This window comes from Geopseudomonas sagittaria, assembly GCF_900115715.1.
Taxonomy (GTDB): domain Bacteria; phylum Pseudomonadota; class Gammaproteobacteria; order Pseudomonadales; family Pseudomonadaceae; genus Geopseudomonas; species Geopseudomonas sagittaria.
Window position 1 is genome coordinate 34,954 of the sequence record NZ_FOXM01000019.1, and the last position, 16,613, is coordinate 51,566.

At 70.6% G+C, this 16,613-nt stretch carries 16 protein-coding genes; 5 read left to right on the forward strand and 11 right to left on the reverse strand.

What is annotated here, in order from left to right; genetic code table 11:
• Positions 1-13 precede the first annotated feature (13 nt).
• From BM297_RS18600 to BM297_RS18620, 5 genes are all read left to right on the forward strand, one after another.
• The gene (locus tag BM297_RS18600; protein ID WP_092434457.1) at positions 14-1,528 is read left to right on the forward strand and encodes an AMP-binding protein; all 1,515 of its coding nucleotides are present in this window, start codon (positions 14-16) and stop codon (positions 1,526-1,528) included.
• Positions 1,528-2,511, forward strand: a complete 984-nt coding sequence (gene pdhA, locus BM297_RS18605; RefSeq protein WP_092434460.1) for a pyruvate dehydrogenase (acetyl-transferring) E1 component subunit alpha — start codon at positions 1,528-1,530, stop codon at positions 2,509-2,511. The genes BM297_RS18600 and pdhA overlap by 1 nt, the downstream gene beginning before the upstream one ends.
• The gene (locus BM297_RS18610; protein WP_092434462.1) at positions 2,508-3,482 is read left to right on the forward strand and encodes an alpha-ketoacid dehydrogenase subunit beta; all 975 of its coding nucleotides are present in this window, start codon (positions 2,508-2,510) and stop codon (positions 3,480-3,482) included. The genes pdhA and BM297_RS18610 overlap by 4 nt, the downstream gene beginning before the upstream one ends.
• Before the next feature lie 85 nt (positions 3,483-3,567).
• Positions 3,568-4,746, forward strand: a complete 1,179-nt coding sequence (locus BM297_RS18615) for a dihydrolipoamide acetyltransferase family protein (protein ID WP_092434465.1) — start codon at positions 3,568-3,570, stop codon at positions 4,744-4,746.
• A gap of 14 nt (positions 4,747-4,760) precedes the next feature.
• Positions 4,761-5,009, forward strand: coding sequence for an acyl carrier protein (locus BM297_RS18620; protein ID WP_092434468.1), 249 nt, complete (start codon positions 4,761-4,763; stop codon positions 5,007-5,009).
• Between the two features lies 1 nt (position 5,010).
• Here the strand turns inward: BM297_RS18620 and BM297_RS18625 are convergent, their stop codons facing one another.
• The 11 genes from BM297_RS18625 to BM297_RS18675 form a co-directional block, all read right to left on the reverse strand.
• A complete protein-coding gene (locus tag BM297_RS18625; protein WP_092434471.1) occupies positions 5,011-5,448 on the reverse strand; it encodes a lipocalin-like domain-containing protein in 438 nt (145 codons plus the stop codon).
• On the reverse strand, positions 5,445-6,302 hold the full coding sequence (locus tag BM297_RS18630) for an alpha/beta fold hydrolase (RefSeq protein WP_092434474.1): 858 nt from the start codon (positions 6,300-6,302) through the stop codon (positions 5,445-5,447). The genes BM297_RS18625 and BM297_RS18630 overlap by 4 nt, the downstream gene beginning before the upstream one ends.
• A complete protein-coding gene (locus tag BM297_RS18635) occupies positions 6,299-7,258 on the reverse strand; it encodes a VOC family protein (RefSeq protein WP_092434477.1) in 960 nt (319 codons plus the stop codon). Before BM297_RS18635 ends, BM297_RS18630 begins: the two co-directional genes overlap by 4 nt.
• Before the next feature lie 54 nt (positions 7,259-7,312).
• Complete coding sequence (locus BM297_RS18640; RefSeq protein WP_092434481.1) at positions 7,313-8,071, reverse strand: SDR family NAD(P)-dependent oxidoreductase; 759 nt, start codon at positions 8,069-8,071, stop codon at positions 7,313-7,315.
• A 12-nt stretch (positions 8,072-8,083) separates the two neighbouring features.
• The gene (gene iaaH / locus BM297_RS18645; protein WP_092434485.1) at positions 8,084-9,532 is read right to left on the reverse strand and encodes an indoleacetamide hydrolase; all 1,449 of its coding nucleotides are present in this window, start codon (positions 9,530-9,532) and stop codon (positions 8,084-8,086) included.
• Positions 9,529-10,290: an aspartate/glutamate racemase family protein gene (locus BM297_RS18650; protein WP_092434488.1), complete on the reverse strand. Its 762-nt coding sequence runs from the start codon at positions 10,288-10,290 to the stop codon at positions 9,529-9,531. The genes iaaH and BM297_RS18650 overlap by 4 nt, the downstream gene beginning before the upstream one ends.
• Before the next feature lie 14 nt (positions 10,291-10,304).
• Positions 10,305-11,630 (reverse strand): M20 family metallopeptidase, encoded by a 1,326-nt coding sequence (locus tag BM297_RS18655; RefSeq protein ID WP_092434491.1) that lies wholly within the window; start codon positions 11,628-11,630, stop codon positions 10,305-10,307.
• An 11-nt stretch (positions 11,631-11,641) separates the two neighbouring features.
• Entirely contained in the window at positions 11,642-12,670 is a 1,029-nt protein-coding gene (locus BM297_RS18660) for a ring-hydroxylating dioxygenase ferredoxin reductase family protein (RefSeq protein ID WP_092434494.1), read from the reverse strand.
• Between the two features lie 290 nt (positions 12,671-12,960).
• Positions 12,961-14,364, reverse strand: coding sequence for an amidase (locus tag BM297_RS18665; protein WP_092434497.1), 1,404 nt, complete (start codon positions 14,362-14,364; stop codon positions 12,961-12,963).
• Complete coding sequence (locus BM297_RS18670; RefSeq protein ID WP_092434500.1) at positions 14,361-15,224, reverse strand: alpha/beta fold hydrolase; 864 nt, start codon at positions 15,222-15,224, stop codon at positions 14,361-14,363. The genes BM297_RS18665 and BM297_RS18670 overlap by 4 nt, the downstream gene beginning before the upstream one ends.
• Positions 15,225-15,278: 54 nt before the next feature.
• Positions 15,279-16,613, reverse strand: coding sequence for an aromatic ring-hydroxylating dioxygenase subunit alpha (locus tag BM297_RS18675; RefSeq protein WP_092434503.1), 1,335 nt, complete (start codon positions 16,611-16,613; stop codon positions 15,279-15,281).

A 16,613-nucleotide genomic window follows, 5' to 3' on the forward strand; every position in this document is an offset into this window, starting at 1 on the left:
CAGGAGCCTGCCGATGCGCCCGAAGCTGATCGACAAGACGCCCGCCGAACTGCGGGTGGAGCCCAACTGGCCGGCCACCGCCGCGGCGCGCGCCGCCTTCTCCTGGGCGGAAGAGGCCAAGGGGCTGAGCGGCCTGCCCGGCGGCGGGCTGAACCTCGCCTACGAGGCAGTCGACCGCCATGCCGCCGGACCGCTGCGCGAACACTGCGCCCTGCGCCTGCTGTTCCGCGACGGCTGCCGCCGCGAGGTCAGCTACGGCGAGCTGGCGCGACAGACCAGCCGCTTCGCCAATGTCCTCGGCGGCCTCGGCGTACCGCCCGGCGCGCGGCTGTTCGTGCTGTGCAACCGCGGCCTGGAGCTGTATCTCGGCGTGCTCGGCGGCCTCAAGGCCGGCTGCGTGGTGTCGCCGCTGTTCTCCGCCTTCGGCCCCGAGCCGCTGCAGACCCGCCTGCGCCTCGGCGAGGGCAGCGTGCTGCTGACCAGCGAATCTCTGTACCGGCGCAAGGTAGCGCCGATCCGCGACCAGTTGCCCCTGCTGAAACACGTGCTGCTGTTCGACGACAACGGCGGCACGGTGCAGATCGCCGCCACCCACGACCTGCGCCAGCTGATGGATCGGGCAGCGGACGACTTCACCGTGGCGCCGACCAGCGCTGACAGCCCCTCCTTGCTGCACTTCACCAGCGGCACCACCGGCACCCCGAAGGGCGCGCTGCACGTGCACGGCGCGGCGCTGACCCACCTGGTCACCGGCAAGTACGCCCTCGACCTGCACCCGGACGACGTGTTCTGGTGCACCGCCGATCCCGGCTGGGTCACCGGCACTTCCTACGGCATCCTCGCCCCGCTGCTGCTCGGCGTGACCAGCGTGGTCGACTGCGCCGACTTCGACGCGGTGCGCTGGTACGGCATCCTCAGGAGCGAGAAGGTCAGCGTCTGGTACACCGCGCCCACCGCCATCCGCCTGCTGATGAAGGCCGGCGACGAGCTGGCCCGCGCGCACAAGTATCCCGACCTGCGCTTCGTCGCCAGCGTCGGCGAGCCGCTCAACCCGGAGGCGGTGTGGTGGGGCCAGGAGGAGCGCTACCGGCGCTGCTTCGCCGGCGACTGGTACCTGAGCGGCGACCTGGCCCGCCGCGACGCCGACGGCTACTACTGGTTCGTCGGCCGCAGCGACGACGTGATCAAGTCCGCCGGCCACCTGATCGGCCCGTTCGAGGTGGAGAGCGCGCTGCTCGAACACCCGGCGGTGGCCGAAGCGGCGGTGATCGGCAAGCCCGACGAGATCCTCGGCGAGACGGTGAAGGCCTTCGTCTCGCTGAAGGGCGACTTCACCGCCAGCGCTGAACTGCACGACGGCCTGCTCGCCCACGCCCGCCGGCGCCTCGGCGCGGCGGTGGCGCCCAAGGAGCTGGAGATCCTCGACAGCCTGCCACGCACGCGCAGTGGCAAGCTGATGCGCCGCCTGCTCAAGGCCCGCGAGCTGGGCTTGCCCGAGGGCGACACCTCGACCCTGGAGAATCCGTGATGAGCGCGGCGCCCTACCCGGCCGAGTTCGCCATCGCGCTGCTGCGCGACATGCTGCGCATCCGCCGCCTGGAGGAGCGCGCCGCCGAGCTGTACGGCGAGGGCAGGATCCGCGGCTTCCTGCACCTGTACATCGGCGAGGAGGCGGTGGCCACCGGCGCGTTGCACGCCCTGGAGGCCGAGGACGCGGTGGTCGCCACCTACCGCGAACACGGCCATGCGCTGCTCTGGGGCGTGCCGATGGACGCGATCATGGCCGAGATGTTCGGCAAGCAGGAGGGCTGCTGCCACGGCCGCGGCGGCTCCATGCACCTGTTCGACGCCGCCACGCGCCTGTTCGGCGGCAACGCCATCGTCGCCGGCGGCCTGCCCCTGGCGGTGGGCCTGGCGCTGGCCGAGCGCCTGCAGGGCGGCTCGCGGATCACCGCCTGTTTCTTCGGCGACGGCGCCATGGCCGAAGGCGCCGCCGCCGAGTCGCTGAACCTGGCCGCGCTGTGGCAGCTGCCGGTGCTGTTCTGCTGCGAGAACAACTACTACGCCATGGGCACCGCGCTGGCCCGCGCCCAGGCGCAGACCGACCTGGCCGCCAAGGCCGCTGCGTTCGGCGTGCCGGCCCGGGCGGTGGACGGCATGGACGTGGTCGCCGTACACCAGGCCACCCGCCTGGCCGCCAAGCAGGTGCGCGCCGGCCACGGCCCGGTGTTCCTCGAGTACCAGACCTACCGCTTCCGCGCCCACTCGATGTTCGACCCCGAGCTGTACCGCGACAAGGCCGAGGTGGAGGCGTGGAAGCAGCGCGATCCGATCCAGGGCTACGGCGCGCGGCTGATTGCCGACGGCCTGCTGGATGCCGCTGGCGTGCAGGCGCTGGAGAGCGAGGCAGCCGCCGAGGTGGAAGCCGCGGTGGCCTGCGCCGAGGCCGGCAGCCTGGAGCCGGTCGAGTCGCTGCTGGACGACGTGTACACCCCGGAGGGCAAAGCATGAGCCGCATCAGCTACCGCGAGGCGCTGCGCCAGGGCCTGCGCGAGGCGCTGGCGCGCGATCCGCGGGTTTTCCTGATGGGCGAGGACGTCGGCCGCTACGGCGGCACCTTCGCGGTGAGCAAGGGCCTGCTCGACGAGTTCGGCGAGGAGCGGGTGCGCGACACGCCGCTGTCCGAGCTGTCCTTCGTCGGCGCCGGCATCGGCGCGGCGCTGGGCGGCGTGCGGCCCATCGTCGAGGTGATGACGGTGAACTTCTGCCTGCTCGCCCTCGACCAGTTGATGAACACCGCCGCCACCCTGCGCCACATGTCCGGCGGGCAGTTCTCGGTGCCGCTGGTGGTGCGCATGACCACCGGCGCCGGGCGCCAGCTGGCGGCGCAGCACTCGCACAGCCTGGAGGGCTGGCTGGCGCACATCCCCGGCCTGAAGATCCTCGCCCCGGCCACCCTGGAGGACGCCCGCGGCATGCTCTGGCCGGCCCTCGAGGATCCCGACCCGGTGCTGCTGTTCGAGCAGGGCGCGCTGTACAACGTCGAGGGCGAGCTGGACGAAAGCGAGGTGGTCGACATCCGTTCGGCGCGGGTGCGTCGCGCCGGCACGGACCTGACCCTCATCGCCTACGGCGGCACCCTGGCCAAGGCGCTGACCGCCGCCGAACAGCTGGCCGGCGAGGGGATTTCCGCCGAGGTGATCGACCTGCGCGTGCTGCGCCCGCTGGACGACGCCACCGTGATGGCATCGGTGCGCAGGAGCCGCCGCGCCCTGGTGGTCGACGAGGGCTGGCGCAGTGGCAGCCTGGCCGCCGAGATCATCGCGCGCATCGTCGAGCAGGCGTTCTACGATCTGGACGCCCCGCCGGCGCGGGTGTGCAGCGCCGAGGTGCCGACGCCCTACGCCAAGCACCTGGAGGACGCGTCGTTGCCGCAGGTGCCGGCGATAGTCGCGGCGGCCAGGGAGCTGCTCGGCCGGTAGGAGCGAGCTTGCTCGCGATCCGGGAACACGACAAAAGCATCGCCAGCAAGCTGGCTCCTACCGAGCCGCAGCACACGGAGGACCGATGATCGAATTCCGCATGCCCGCCCTCGGCGCCGACATGGACGAGGGCACGCTGGTCGAGTGGCAGGTCGCCCCGGGCGATGCGGTCAAGCGTGGCCAGGTGGTCGCCGTGGTCGACACCGCCAAGGCGGCGGTGGAGATCGAGTGCTGGCAAGCAGGCACCGTGTTCGAGCTGCTGATCCAGCCCGGCGACAAGGTGCCGGTGGGCACGCCCATCGCCACCCTGCTGGAGGCCGGCGAGTCGCCGGAAACCGCGCCACGCCGCCCGGTCAAGACCGCCGCGAAACAACCGGCCAAGTCGCAGGCAGCAGCCCCCGCGCCAGCCGCTGCTCCGACCACGGCAGGCCCGACCAGCCGCCCGCGCATCTCCCCGGCCGCGCGCCAGCGCGCCGCCGAGCTGGGCATCGACGCCGCCGCGCTGACCGGCACGGGCGCACAGGGCTCGGTGACCCTGGCCGACGTCGAAGCAGCCGCGACCGCAAAGCCCACCGCGCAACCGGCCACAGCGCAGCAACGCCACGCCGCCATGCGCCAGGCCATCGCCGCAGCGATGAGCCGTTCCAAGCGCGAGATTCCCCACTACTACCTGAACGAGACGGTGCCGCTGGGCGCCGCGCTGGCCTGGCTCAGCGCGCACAACGCCGAGCTGCCGCCCGAGCGGCGCCTGCTGCCCGGCGTGCTGGTGCTCAAGGCGGTGGCCCTGGCGCTGCGCGACTATCCGCAGCTCAACGGCTACTGGCAGGACGGCGCCTTCCAGCCGGGCCCCGGCATCCACCTCGGCGTGGCGGTGGCACTGCGCCAGGGCGGGCTGATCGCCCCGGCGCTGCACGACGTCGCCGACAAGCCGCTCGACCAGCTGATGGCCGAGCTTGGCGATCTGGTACAGCGCGCGCGCAGCTACTCGCTGCGCAGCTCGGAGCTGGGCGACGCCACCCTCACCGTCACCCAGCTCGGCGACCAGGGCGTGGATGGCGTGTTCGGGGTGATCTACCCGCCGCAGGTGGCGCTGGTCGGCGTCGGCCGCATCGCCGAGCGGCCGTGGGTGGACGAGGGAAAGCTGTGCGTGATGGCCAGCGCCCAGTTCAGCCTGGCCGCCGACCACCGCGCCAGCGACGGCCACTACGGCGCGCGCTTTCTCGCCGAGATCCGCCGCCTGCTGCAGACCCCGGACCGTCTCTGAAGAGGGAAAAACCGATGGATGACGCCCAGCTGCGCCAGCACGTGTTCACCGCCCTGCAGGGCATCGCCCCGGAAGTCGAGCCGGAGACCCTGCGCGGCGACCGCCCGCTGCGCGACGAGGTCGACCTCGACTCGATGGACTGGCTGCGCTTCCTCGCCGTCCTGCACCAGCGCCTCGGGGTGAACATCCCCGAGGCCGACTACCAGCAGCTCACCACCCTGGACGTGCTGCTGGCCTATCTGCAGCGGCGCCTGGCGGAATGAATCAGCCCTGCGCGGGCAGCGCCCGGGTCCACACCAGTCGCGCGGTACGTGCCTCGCTGGTGCCTTCCTCTAGGCGGGCCGACAGCGACAGCACCCCGCCTTCCAGCTCGGCGACGCGCTTCTGCGAGCCGCCTTCCCAGTTGGGGAACAGGCTGTGGCGGACGTGGTGCTGGACGACGTTGCCGTCGACCTCGTAGGGTCCGGCGTAGGTCAGGTAGCTGCCGTAGGCGGCGGCCTTCTCCGCATCGCTGGCCGACCACTGGCCGCCACTGGTGAAGGGCTCGCGGTCCTTGCGGGCGATCACGCAGAACATCCCGTAGGGGCCGTACTCGATGAAGCCCTCCAGCTCCTTGCCCATCGGCAGGACGACGCGGCCGTCGTCGTACAGTTGCTCCCAGGACAGGATGTTCCAGCGTCCGCGAATGGTTTCCTTGTTCATGCCTTGTTCTCCTCGCGCGCCGCGCACAGGAAGTCGATGAGTAGTCGGGTGAAGTCGGTGGCCTTCTCGATCTGCACCCAGTGGCCGCACTCGCCGAACACGTGCAGCTGGGCGTGGGGGATCAGGCGGATCAGCCGCTCGGAAGCCTCCAGCGGGATCACCTGGTCGTCGCGGCCGTGGATGATCAGGGTCGGCTGCGGCAACTGGCGCAGCGCCTTCTCGTCCACCGCGAGCAGCTCGATGCCCTGCTGGCGCGGCGCCGGGAACAGCTGGGCGAAACGGCTCTGCACGTCGTCGCGGATGCTCGCCTCATAGCGCATGCGCACCAGGTCGTCGGTGATGATGCCGTGGTCCCAGGCGAACACCTGCATCAGCTCGCGCATCGCCGCCAGCGAGGGCTGGTAGCCCCACACCTTGTCGAGACCCTCGGTGAGCGGGAACGACAGGCCGGCGGAGCCCATCAGCACCAGCCGGCTGACCCGCTCGGGATGGCGCAGGGCGAAGGCCAGGGCGATGGCGCCGCCGAACGAGTTGCCGACCACCGCGACCCTGGGGATGTCCAGGGCGTCGAGCAGGCCGACCAGCTGCGCCACCCAGGCCGCCGGATCGAGCGGACGATCCATCGGGCAACGGGTGTAGCCGAAGCCGAGCATGTCGGGGGCGATCACCCGCGCCCGTTCGGCGAGCGCCGGGATCACTCCGCGCCAGTTGGCCCAGGCGGTGACGCCGGGCCCCGAGCCGTGGATCAGCAGGATGGCGTCACCCTCGCCGCGGTCGTGGTAGTTGATCGTGCAGTCGCCGACCTGGAGGCTGTTGGCCACCTCCGGGGAGGCGGCGGGGATAAGGGTCGTCATTGGCTCACCTTGGCGGTTTGGCTGGTGGTTACTACGGGGGCGCGCAGTCCGCGTTTGGACAGGTCCTTGAGAATCTGCCGGGCGTGCTCGCGCTTGTCGGCCGGCAGCCAGGTGCGGTCGTGGCCCCACAGGCTCATGCCCGAGAGTTCCTCGACCTGCCAGTCGGGGCCGATGGTGCGCGCCGCCCAGCCCAGCTCGAGCATCCAGCCGTCGGGGTTCTTCAGGTAGAACGAGGTCACGTGGTCGTTGATGTGGCGGCCGAGGGTGACGCCGATCGACTCGGGATTTTCCAGCGCCAGGTCGTGGGCGCGGCCGAGGTCGTCGAAGTCGTTGTACTCGAGCATCAGGTGGTACAGCGTGCGCGGCCCGCCGGTGTAGGCGATGCCCAGGGTGTGGTGGCGCGGGTTGACGTGGAGGAACTCGACGCGGAAAGGCACGCTGGTGTAGTCACTGACCTTGAACTGCAGCACCTCCTTGTAGAGGTGACACATCGCCTCGAAGTGGGGGGTGATGAAGGCGACGTGGCCGAGGCCCATGTCGCCGGTACGGAAACCGCCCAGCGGGCGGCCGGGCACGAAGGGCGTGGCGGCGTCCTGCAGGCCGAGGGCGACCTCGACGCGGCAGCCGTCCGGATCGGCGAAATGGAACAGGTCGGCGACCCCGCGCAGGGCGATTTCCTCGCCGCTGCCCGGACGGGTCTCGTAGCCAGCCCCCTGCAATGCCTCGCGCGCCTGCGCGAAGGCGGCCGCATCGCTGGCCTCCAGGCCCATGACCATCGAGGACTCGCCGTCAACGGCCTGCAGCACGAAGCGCTGCACCTTCTCGTCCACGCGCAGCCGCGCACACTCGCCCGGCTGCACGATCTCGACCTGCATGCCGATGTGCTCGCCGGCCATCTTCAGCCACTCCGCCAGGTGCGGGGTGTGCACCACCACGTAGCTCAATGCCTTGATCATCTTGTCGTTCTCCTCTGCAGGGCCGCCGCGCGCCGGGCGCGCGGCGGCCGGCGACTATTCGGCGGACATGCCGCCATCCACCGAGATGCTGGTGCCGGTGACGTAGGAGGACTGCTCCGAGAGCAGCCACAGCACCGCTGCGCTGACCTCCCCGGGGCGGCCGATGCGCCGCATCGGTACGCCGTCGTCGTACAGGTGCTCGTCGCCGCCGGTGACACGGTCGAAGCTCGGCGTCTTGATCGGCCCCGGGCACACCGCGTTGATGCGGATGCCGCGGGTCGCGTAGTCCAGCGCGGCGGCGCGGGTGGCGCCGACGATGCCGTGCTTGGCCGCCACGTAGTAGGCGGTGTGCGGCATGGCCTTGAGGCCGAAGATCGAGGCGTTGTTGACGATGGCGCCGCCGCCGCTGTGCAACATGGCGGCGATCTCGTACTTCATCATGTACAGGACGCCCTTGAGGTTGATGTCGATGACCTCGGAGAAGTCCTCCACCGGCGTCTCGTGCACGTCGTTGAACGCGCGCTGCAGGCCGGCGTTGTTGAAGGCGCCGTCGACGCGGCCGAAGGCGTGCATGGCCAGCGCCACCAGCGCCTCACAGTCGGCCGGGTTGGCCACGTCGGTGGCGCGGAACGCCGCCTGGCCGCCGGCCGCGACTATCTCCTCGACCACCGCCAGGCCGGCCTCGGCGTTGCGGTTGCCGATCACCACGCGGGCGCCGGCCCGCGCCAGCGCCAGGCTGGCGTCGCGGCCCATGCCGCTGCCGCCGCCGGTGACGATGACCACCCGGCCATCCAGCTGATAATCCAGATTCATGCAGTAGTCCTCTCAGGCTCGGGGGATACGACCGAGCACCGCCTCCAAGGCGATGCCGATGGCCAGCAGGCGGCGGTCGCTGCCGGCCGGGCCGTCCAGCTCCAGGCCGACCGGCAGGCCGCTGGCGGCGCCGAGACCGGCGGGCAGCTGGATGCCCGGCAGGCCGGCGCTGGCCGACGGTTCGGTGTTGCGGATCAGCCGCTCGAAGCAGGCCGGCTCGTTGACCTCGGGGCCGGCCGTCGGCGCCACCAGCGGGATGGTCGGGAAGATGAAGGCGTCCAGCGCATGGCGCGCGAACAGCTCGGCGTAGTGGGCCTGCAGCACCGGCCGCCCATCGGCCATGGCCGCCGCGTACAGCGGCGCGGAGTCGACCAGCCCATCGGCGCCCGGCACCTGCTGCGGCAGCACCAGCTGCTGGTAGATCGCCTGCACGTCCGGGCTGGCGATGCCGCGCGCCAGCTCGTCGATGTCGATGCCCGGTCCCTGCTCGCGCAGCCAGGTCTGCATCGCCGGGCGAGCCTCGTGGATCACCACCAGCGTGCCGATCGGCTGGGTGAGCGCCTGCAGGCGTTCCTCGGCGACTTCCACCAGGGTCACCCCAGCCGCGCGCAGCTTGTCCAGCGCCGCCTCGGCGACCGCGCGGGTGTCGGCGTCGAGATCGCGCCAGAAGCCCGGTGCGATGCCCAGGCGCAGGCCAGCCAGGGTTACCGGCGGCAGCGCGCTTTCGCCGCTGATCAGGCCGTCGAGCAGGGCGACGTCGGCCATGCACAGCGCCATCGGCCCCACGGTGTCGCGACTCGGCGCGATGGGGATCACCCCGCGTCCGGAGTAGCGGCCGTGGCTGGGGCGCAGCGAGGCGCAGCCGTTCAGCGCGCAGGGGATGCGCATCGAGCCGCCGGTGTCGGTGCCCAGCGCGGCCAGGGCCATGCGCGCGCCGAGGGCCGCCGCGCTGCCGGAGGACGAGCCGCCGGCGATGCGGGTGAAGTCGTAGGGGTTGCGCACCCCGGTCAGCTCGCCGGTGTTGAACGCCGGGTTGTAGCCGGTGGCGCCGAAGGCCAGCTCGTGCATGTTGGTCTTGCCCAGCACGATGGCGCCGGCCTCGCGCAGCGGACGCAGGCTCGGCGCATCCTCGCCGGGGACGAAGTCGGCCAGCGCCGGGGTGCCGGCGGTGGCCGGCAGGCCGGCGGCGTGGATGTTGTCCTTGACCACGATGGGGATGCCGGCCAGCGGCTTGAGCGGCAGGCCGGCGCGGCGCGCCGCATCGGCGGCATCAGCCGCGGCCAGCGCGCCGGCGGCGTCGAGGGTGACGAACACGTTCAGCTCGCGGCCGGCTTCGGCGCGTGCGAGGCAGGCCTCGACCAACTGGCGGCTGCTCAGGCGGCCCGTGCGGAAGGCGTCGACCGCCTCGGCGATGGTCAGGTCGGTGGCGCAGGCGGCTTGCGCGAACACGGGCAATTTCATGGGCGGCTCCCAGCTGCGGAGAAGGAATCGAAGGCGGCGTCCTTGAACGCCTCGGGACTCGGATAGGCGACCTTGCTGTGCGCCAGACCGAGGTCGAGGAACAGCTCGCAGAGCTTGTAGGCGACCTGCCCGGGGTTGAGCACCGGCACCGGCAGGTGCTTGGCCAGATAGGCGTGCGACTGGTGCATGGTGGTCGAGCCGAGCACGATCACGTCGGCGCCGTCCTCGGCGATGGCCCGCTGCGCTTCCTCGAGCAGGCGGCCGAACACCACTTCCTCCTTGCCCTGCAGCAGCGCCTCGGTGTCCGGGCGCACGTCGATGGCGCGGATCGACGCCAGCCGCGACTCCAGGCCGTACTCCTTGAGGGTCTTGCGGTACAACGGGAACCAGCGCGGCCACATGGTCAGGATGCTGAACCTGTGGCCGAGCATGCTGGCCAGGTGGAAGGCACCCTGCCCCGGCGCCAGCACCGGGATGCTCAGCCGCGAACGCAGCGCGGCGAGGCCGGAATCGCTGACGGTGTTGATGCACACCGCGTCGAAGCCCTCCGCCTCGGCCTGGATGCCGGCGGCGATCACCGCCTGCTCCATGATCGCCATGTCGTAGTAGCTGTCGGCCAGGGTCAGCACCTGGCCGGCGCCGACGAAGCTGACCTCGATGTCCGGGCGGATCAGCTCCGGCGGCAGCTGCGACTCCACCAGCGGGCGGGTCGCCTCGCTCATCGGCACCGGGAAGATCATCTTGATGCGCTTGCTCATCGTGTCGGTGCTCCTCACAGGCCCAGCTCGTGGCGCGGGCGGGTCAGGGTGTCGATCAGCGCGTACATGATCTTCTTCGCGCAGGGGATCAGGTCGGGGACGTAGGTTGCGCCCATGCCGCCGAGGCCCTCGGCCACCGGCAGCGGCGCGCCCTGCGCCGGCCACGGCCAGCCGATGCGCGCGGTGGGGATGCCGAGGCGACGCAGCGCGGCGCCGTCGGTCTGCCCGCCGAGCAGGTCGGCCTGGCCGTGCGGGCGGTGCTCGATGTGCTCCCAGCCGCGCTGGCACGACTGGATGATCCAGTTCTGCGGATCGGTGCTGCCACCGGCCACCGAGCCGTACATTTCCCAGTCCAGGTCCAGTTCGGGACGCTGCGCCTGCAGCTCGCGGACGAAGGCGGCGAACTGCGCCTTGACGTCGGCCGGGCTGGTGCGCGGGTTGACCCGCACGTCGAAGAAGATTTCGGTGACCGCCGAGGGGAAGGCCGGGCGCTGCGGATCGCCGCCGCGCACCCCGGCGATCCAGCCGTGCGGCTTGATCTGCCCGGAGGTGTTGCGCTCGGCGTAGTCGATGATCCAGCGCTCCAGTTCCTGGATCACCGTCGCCGCCGGCACCACCGAGCTGCGGAAGCCCGGGATGTCGCGCGGTACGCCGGCATAGCCGAGGGTGCCGTGCACCCGCAGCTTGAACCAGGCCATGCCCGGCTCCTCGTGGTAGACCCAGTTCCACGGCTTCATGATCACCGCGAAGTCCGGCGAGCCGCCACGGTTGAGCAGATGGAACACGCCATTGGACATGCCGGCGTGGTCGCGCCCGGCGATGTCCACCGGCATGCCGCCATCGGCCATGCCGACCAGCAGATCGCCGACCAGCGGCACCTCGGCCTCGATCAGCGCGGTGGCCACCTCGGTGAGGGTGGCGACCATGCCCTTGGGATTGGAGGCGCCGAGGCCGAACACCCAGTCGTCGATCATCCGCGCCGAGGGCTGCATGTCGGCCTCGGGCGCCTTGCCAGTGAGGATCTCCTGGGTCTCGTCGCCCTCCAGGTGGGTATCGATGGGCGCATACAGCAGCACGCTGGCGCCGCCGCCGCTGCCGCGGCGCTCGGCGAGCACGTTGCCGCTGATCGGGCTCATCGGCTGGTAGCGCGCCGACAGGCCGACCGACTCCAGGTGGCGGGCCATGAACTGGCTGGCCGCGCCGGCCGCGCCGGTCGGGCTGTGGATGTTGGTCAGCTCGAACAGCAGGTTCTGCAGGCGCTTGGGGTCGATACGCGCGCAGGCCTGCTCGTACCACATCATCTGCTCGGCCGAGAGCGGCACGGAAACGGTCGGTTGCATGGGGAAGCTCCTCAGTGGCTGGCCACAAACTGTTCGCTGAAGATGTTTCCCGGCGCGACGCCCAGCTCGATCAGCCGCGCGGTGGCGGCATTGATCATCGGCTGCGGGCCGCACAGGTAGGCCACGGTGTCCGGGCTGACCACGTCGCCTTCGCGCAGGGCGCTGACCGGGCTGCCGTGGTGCAGGCCCTCGGTCGGCTCGCGGTCGACGCAGATGCGCGCCTCGAGGCTCGGCAGCCACTGCTGGCGCAGCTCGATGTCGTCGAGACCGAACAGCACCTCCGGGGTGGCGCAGCCGAAGCTGAGCAGCATCGGCGGCTTCTTGCCGCCGTTCTGGCGCAGGGTGTCGATCATCGACAGGATCGGCGCCAGGCCGGTGCCGCCGGCGACGAAGATGTGCGGCGCGCGCTTGTGCTCCTCGCGCAGGAAGAACGCCCCGTACGGGCCGCGCAGGGTCAGCACGTCCTCGATCTGGGCCTGCTCTTCCAGGTAGCCGGACATCGCGCCGCCCGGCAGCAGGCGCACCAGCAGCTGCAGCCTGGGCAGGTCGGCCAGCGTGCTGGACGGCGAGTAGCTGCGCACCACGCCGAAGCCGGGCACCTCGATCTGCACGAACTGGCCGGGGCGGAACTCCAGCCAGTCGCCGTCGGCCAGCTCCAGGGTCAGGCGCACCACGTTGACGGCGATGCGCTCGATGGAGTCGATGAAGGCATGCACTTCCTTCGCCACGCTGGAGCCGACCTCGCTGCCGTAGGGCACCTCGAAGGTGCAGTCCGACTGCGCCTGGCACAGGCACAGCAGGCGCTGGCCGGCGGCGTACTCGCTGGCCAGCAGCGACGAGCTGGCGCCGGCCCGGGTGCGCGCGTCGCCTTCGGCGAGCTGGGCGACGCAGCTGGAGCAACCGCCCGAGCGGCACTGGTAGAGCAGCGGGATCTCCGCCTCGATGGCGGCATCGAGGATGCTCGCCTCGGCGGGTACGGCGAAGCTGCGGCTGACGCCGTCGGCAAAATTCACGGTGACCTGGTGGGTTGCGTCTTTCATGATCGGGTGCCTCCGTCTTACAGGCATCGGCGACCAGCAGCGATGGCGTGCTGGGCACCAGGATTGGAGGGCGGCTGAACGGCCCGCCCGGTTACTGCTGACTTGCCCCGATCATAGGAAGCGCCTCCCGGGCGGGCGCTCCCGCGAGTTACCGGGTTATCCCGCCAGTGCAAATTCCTGCTGCCGCAGTCGGATATCGTGACGGCCAGCAACCAGGGGGCACGGGGGGACGAATCGCGGACAAAAAAAAGCCCGTACCGCCGCGGTACGGGCCTTAAAGGGCAGTCCTGTCAGAAACTGCCGGGACGAATCTTGTGCCAGTCGCTGACCTTCTGCAGCGCCATGCCGGCGCGGCACAGCACGCCCTCCCCGCCCTTGCCGGCGATGAACTGGCCGCCGATGGGCAGGCCGGCCGCGGTGAAGCCGATCGGCAGGCTCAGGCACGGGTGCCCAGTGACGTTGAACGGCGCGGTGAACTGGATCAGCCGGCGGTTGGCCTCCGGGTCCTGGGCCAGCGCGCCGAGCTGTGCGTGGGTCGGCGCGGCATACGGCTGCACCGGAGCGAGCAGCAGGTCGACCTCGCCCAGCACGCACTCCAGTTCGCCATGGAAGCGCTGCGCGTCGAGCAGCACGCGCTGGTAGTCCATGCCGGACAGCGCGCGGCCGCCGTCGATCAGCCGGCTCAGCGCCGGGCCGTATTCGCCGGCGCGGCTCGGGTAGGTGGCGGCGTGCGCCACGGCGGTCTGCACGCCGCAGTGTTGCTCCCAGTTGGCGCTCACCGCGCGGGTATCCGGCATGCGCACGCGCAGCAGGCTGCCGCCGCCGTCGCGGATCATCGCCAGCACCTCTTCGAGGGCCTCGATGATCTCCTCGTCGACGCCGTCGCTCAGCCAGGCCTCGTCGATGCCGATGCGCAGGCCGCGGAACGACTCCTCGACGCTGGGGATCTCCAGGCACACGCTGGGCAGCGAGGTGGGGTCCAGCGGGTCGTGGCCGGCGATGGTCGACAGCAGGAACAGCGCGTCGCGCGCGCTGCGGGTGAGCGGCCCGACGTGGTCGAGGCTGGCGGCCAGCTCGAAGGTGCCGTGGCGACTGACCCGGCCCCAGGTCGGCTTGAGGCCGGTCAGGCCGTTGGCTGCGCAGGGAAAGCGGATCGAGCCGCCGCTGTCGGTGCCCAGCGCGGCGTAACACAGCCCGGCGGCGGTGGCCACGCCGCAGCCGCTGGACGAGGCGCCGGCCCAGTGGTCGGCGCCCCAGGGATTGACCGGCGCGGTGAACGCCGGGTGGTGGGTGGCGAAGGCGCCCTCGGTCATCTGCAGCTTGCCGAGCAGCACGCTGCCCGCCTCGCGCAGGCGCGTCACCACGGTGGCATCCTGCTGCGGAACGAAATTGCGGTGGATCGCCATGCCCGCCGCGGTGGGGATGCCGGCGGTATGGAACAGGTCCTTCACCGCCAGCGGGATGCCGTGCAGCGGACTGCGGCACTGGCCGCGCGCCAGTTCCTCCTCGGCCTGGCGCGCCTGCGCCAGGGCCAGCTCCGGTGTGACGTAGGCGTAGCTGTGCAGCCCGCCGTCCAGCCGGTCGATGCGCGCCAGCTGGGCCTCGGTGACCTCGACCGGCGACAGCTTGCGCGTACGGATCAGCAGGGACAGCTCGTGCATCTCCAGGTAGTGCAGATCGCTGGGAGTGTTCATGCGTAGCCTCCGATGAAGGCCGTCGCCACGGCGTTGAATTCGTCCGGGCACTCGCTCTGCAGGTGGTGGGCGGCGTTGCCCATCACGTGCAGGCGCGCGTCGGCGAAGCGGTTGAGCATCAGCATCGGCACGTCGATGCCGCCGAACCAGTCGTGCAGACCCCAGAAGATCAGCGTCGGCGCCTGCACCTGGGCGAACACCGCGGTGAGATCCTCCCACTCGCCGAAGGCGCCGGGGGTGTCGAGCAGCTCGAGCAACGCCGGGTTGGCGCTGGCCTCGTAGCGCAGGCGCAGGGTCTCCTCGTCGAGCTTGGTGTCGTCGTGCAGCTCGTAGCGGCAGATCAGCTCGCGCATCTTCGCCAGACTCGGCCCGCCGCCGGCCAGGTAGTAGTCGCTCATCAGGGTCGCGGCGTGCTTGCTGAACAGCGGCAGCGGCTGCAGCACGCCATGCGCCAGCGGCTGCGAGGCGATCAGCGCCAGGCGGCCGACCCGCTCGGGATGGTCGGCGGCGAAGCGGATCGCCACGCAGCCGCCGAGCGACTGGTTGACCAGATGGGCGCGCGGGATGCCCAGCGCATCCAGAAAGCCCAGCAGCTTGCGCGCATGCCAGCCGAGCGCCGGCCCCTCGATCGGCACCATGTCGGAGCCGCCGAACTGGGCGAAGTCGAGGAAGTAGCAGGTGTGGCGGGCGGCGAAGGCTTGCGCGCTGAGGCGGAAGTTGCTCCACGCGCTGCTGCCGGGACCGCCGCCGTGGGTGAAGATCACCGGCAGGCTGTCGGCGGGACCGTCGACCACACGGTAGTGCAGGCGCACGCCATCCACGGTGACGAAATGGCTGCGAGAAAAGACGTCGTTATGCATGCGACAGGCTCCCGGTTGCCCGCTGCCCGGCGCGCGCCGGGCAGCGGAGCGCTCTTACTCTTCGATCTTCTTGACCTTGTAGCCGGGACGGTGGCCGTCGGCGGTCTGCTTGAAGATCAGGCTGAGGTCCTTGACCGAGCCCTGCACGCCGCGGCCGGGCTTGGCAATGCCACGGTTCCAGCGCGAGGACAGCTTGCGCCAGGTGATCGGCGAGATGTCGGTGGCCACCAGCTGCTCGTCGTCCCAGCCGGTGCCGTCGGCGTAGAAGTTCTGCATGGCCTCGCGGGCGTACAGGTCGCAGTCGTTGAAGCCGTGCAGGCACAGCGGCTCGTACACCGTCTTGTAGCGGTACTCGTGCTTGGCGCGCTCCTCGGGGGTGTTGCACACGCGAACGAGGATTTCCCAGTACTCGTGGGTATCGTCGGTGATCGGCACGTACCACTCGTACTGCACCACATGATCCTGCGGCCAGTTCTCCACCATCAGCACGCCCGGCAACACCACCGAGGTGCGGTAGTAGCGGCCGTTGACGCCGTCGACCTTGAGACCGAGCTCCTCGTTCTCCAGCACCGGCTGCCAGCTCTCGGTGAACATCATCTGCATCATGCCCTTCGGGCCGTTGTCGTCCTCGACCAGCTGGATGGCGTCGTCGCCGACCGGCAGCAGGCCGAGCGGCAGCACCCAGTTGTTGACGTGGACGATGCTGTTGTCCTTGTGGACGAAGATGTGCGCGTTGTCGAAGCCGTTCTCGCAGGCGATCCGCCAGTTGCCGAAGCCGGTGCGGTGCATGCCGAGCACCACCGCGTTGTCGTCGAGCACGCTCGGCGAGGCCGGCCACAGCGGGTGCGGGAAGCGGTCGCTGTTCTCCGGGAAACGGAACGGCAGGTCGGAGGACAGCGGCGGCACCTCCTCGTCGGGGAAGTCGTCCTCGCGGACGAACACGAAGATCATGCCGTTGACTTCGTGCACCGGGTAGGTGGTGATGCCGGTGGTGCCGACCAGCTTGTCGTCCGGGTTGGCGACGATGGTCGCCAGCTTGCCGCTTTCCAGGTCGAAGGTGAAACCGTGGTACCAGCAGGAGATGGTGCTCTTGTTGAAGCACATCGGCTTCTCGGACAGGCGCACGCCGCGGTGCAGGCACTGGTCCTTGAGGGCGAACACCTTGCCGTCGACGCGACGCAGGACGATCGGGATGCCGCAGATCTGGATGCCCTCGACCTGATCCTCGCCCAGCTCGTGAGTGAACAGCGCCGGGTACCAGTGGTTGATGAAGCCCCAGGCGGCGTCCTTGTACGGCTGGTACTGGCTCTGGGTCTTGGCGTTGTTGGCGCGGGCATCGCTGATGCCGGTCTTGACTTGGCGACGGCGGATGATGGGCTGCTCGGACAT